The organism is Mesorhizobium sp. M2A.F.Ca.ET.037.01.1.1 (genome assembly GCF_003998075.1).
GTDB lineage: Bacteria > Pseudomonadota > Alphaproteobacteria > Rhizobiales > Rhizobiaceae > Mesorhizobium.
Genome location: NZ_RZSA01000933.1, coordinates 1 through 2537 on the forward strand (window position 1 = coordinate 1; position 2537 = coordinate 2537).

Consider the following 2537-nt stretch of genomic DNA (forward strand, 5'->3'; position numbering starts at 1 on the left):
CACCACATCCAGGGTCGGCCCCGGGGGCCAGTTGCCGCGCACCGAGATCACGCCGCGCGAGGGCGTGTAGGCGGTGAGCGCATTGTTGGAGGCGGGCGCGCGGCCGGACGACCAGGTTTCCTCGCCGAGCCCGAAAGCGGCGAGGCTGGCGGCGGTCGCGGTGCCCGAGCCGTTGGACGAGCCGGAGGCGAAGGCGGCGGTGAGGAAATCCTTGTTATACGGGCTCTCGGCGCGGCCATAGACGCCGCGCTGCATGCCGCCATTGGCCATCGGCGGCATGTTGGTGAGGCCGATCAGCACCGCGCCCGCGGCGCGCAGTTGGGCGATGGTGAAGGCGTCCTCCGTGGCGACGAGATGCTCGAAGGCCGGCGAGCCGGCGGCCACCGTCAGGCCCTTCGCCTTGTAACTGTCCTTGGCGGTGTAGGGGATGCCGTCGAGCGGTCCGAGCGCCTCGCCCGCGCGGCGGCGCCGATCGGATGCTTCCGCCTCCGCGAACATGTCCGGGTTGAGGACAGGCACGGCGTTCAGCGCGATGCCGTGACGGTCGTAATGGGCGATACGCCTGAGATAGGCCGCGACCAGCTCGACATTGGTGACGGTGCCGTCCTCCAGCGCGCGGCGCAGGTCGGCGATCGAGGCTTCGACGAGGTGGAGGGTGGGCATGGCACGTACCTTGGACTTGGCGGCCGGAACCGATCGAGGGCCGCGTTCCGTCACACCCCCTCTGCCCTGCCGGGCATCTCCGCCGCAAGGGGGGAGATTGATGTCACGATCGCTTTCGCCAATTTCCGGGCTGAAGTGTAAGCCGGCGCATGCTGCTGACCCCCTGCGGGGGAGACGGCCGAGCTTTGCCAAGACTAAGTGCGGGACATCATCGAGGCGAAGAATGTGGCTCGATAGAGAACCTTACGGACCCTGCCGGCCCACGACTGTGCGCGGAAAGCCACATTGCCCAGGAATAGCTGGACTGAATGGAAGGCGCATTGGTTGACAGCACACGATGTTATGGGATCATCCGGCAGGGATTTTGCAGGAGAGCTTGGCATGAAGAAAGTCTACGAGAAGCCCACTTTGGTTCTTAGAGGCAGGCTTGGGGCGATCACCGCCGCGAATGCGCCTGTGGTGTTGTCCAACCCGCCGCAATAATGCAAGGCATCCGCCGAAGAAGGAGCAAACATTCCTTGGCGTGATGGAATTCCAGAACGGCGTGCGGCCTCTTCCGGCCCCATTGCCGGGACAAGATGCCGATGGCAGTCCGCCGAAATGCCAAAGGGTGTCTACGCCGCTCAGCGCGCCAGCACTAGATCGTCCAGCACGAGCTGCCAGTGGTGCCTGGTGGAAACGCGCACACGCGTCACAGCCTTCAGCATGGGCGCGTAGTGAACCGGCGCCAATGCCGATAGCACCACCTCATCGCTGGCGACGAGTTCGTCGCCCAGCCAGCTTTCAATCAGCGCCACCTCCCCTTCCGATCTCAGCCAGGCGGCGGTCAACATGACCGAATGAAAGCCGAAGGGTGTGCTGCCGCCGAACTCGGCTGGGTGGCCGCTGCTGGTATAGGCTGCGTGGTTGCCCCGGATGCTGCCGTTGAGATAGCCTTCGCTCTCCTTGACGTAGTTTCTAGCGATGGCGTTGATGTTGCGCCACTCCAGGCCGGCATGGCCGGAAGGCACTTTCTTGAAGTCGAGTGATGTGACGTCGTCAAACCCGATCCGCGACAGCACGGCCTCGTCGGCGATTGCGTCCGGCCTCAGTTCGCCGAGGTCGGTCGGATAGGGACAAAGCGCCAGACGCCGCCCGATATCCGGGCCCGAAATCTCCAGTGTGTCGGCCACGTCCGGGAGGTCGAAGTGGAAGCTGCCTGCCGCAAGCGGCATGGTCTGCAGCAGTTCGCCCTTGCCCATCACCTTCAATGTCACCTGCGCCGATGCCGGGGTCTTGCCGCGCAGGCTGCGCCCCGGGACCAGCCCGACAAGTCCAGGCAGATCCTCTCCCACCAGGCCGGCGGGCGACCCCGGCAGTTCGACCAGCCGCAACATCTGGCTCTCATTGCCCGTGCTGACGCGCCATCCCTTGGGGACGGACACCGAAAACCGGTAGAGTCCAGGCGCGCGGAGGCTTGCCCACCGCTTTCCGGTCGACATGAGGAAGTTGGCGAAGCCGGAGCTGTTGCTGGTGGCCGAGGTAATAAACGCGCCCTTGTCGTCGAACACCCGTACGACAATGCCGCCCATCGGCCGGTCGGCCTCGCCGAACCTGCCGTCGCCGTCGACGTCCATGAAGACGAAGGACGAGTAATTCAAGGCGTGGTCGCTTGCCGACCAATTGGCGCGGGCCTGATAATCGTGCGCGGGATCGGCGCTGCGGCGCAGCTTGCGCCGCTTGCGGCGCCGGCGTAGGGCGAGCGCAATGAGCGCGATGGCCCCCGCAACCACGAGAGCCGAGACGAAAAGGACAAGAGCGTTAGCAGCCACAGGCGCCGCGCTCCTGGCCGCGCAACCGATTGCCGGCGCCGCTGTCCCGGAACTTGGCGAAAC

Annotated in this window: 3 protein-coding genes; 1 reads left to right on the forward strand and 2 read right to left on the reverse strand. The window is 65.5% G+C overall.

The annotated features are described in order from the left end of the window. Positions 1-663: amidase family protein (locus tag EOA27_RS31530; RefSeq protein ID WP_245491216.1), on the reverse strand; the 663-nt coding region annotated here is incomplete at its 3' end. Between the two features lie 381 nt (positions 664-1044). On the opposite strand from EOA27_RS31530, the gene EOA27_RS31535 reads away from it, so the two are divergent. Continuing rightward, on the forward strand, positions 1045-1146 hold the full coding sequence (locus tag EOA27_RS31535) for a putative RiPP precursor (protein WP_112130457.1): 102 nt from the start codon (positions 1045-1047) through the stop codon (positions 1144-1146). A gap of 140 nt (positions 1147-1286) precedes the next feature. Here EOA27_RS31535 and EOA27_RS31540 read toward each other — a convergent pair whose 3' ends face one another. Further along, positions 1287-2474: a hypothetical protein gene (locus tag EOA27_RS31540; RefSeq protein ID WP_127258113.1), complete on the reverse strand. Its 1188-nt coding sequence runs from the start codon at positions 2472-2474 to the stop codon at positions 1287-1289. Between the last annotated feature and the right edge of the window lie 63 nt (positions 2475-2537).

Excerpts from the sequence above, each read along its gene's own strand:
- EOA27_RS31535 (WP_112130457.1), top strand. The coding sequence starts at position 1,045 with ATGAAGAAAGTCTACGAGAAGCCCACTTTGGTTCTTAGAGGCAGGCTT.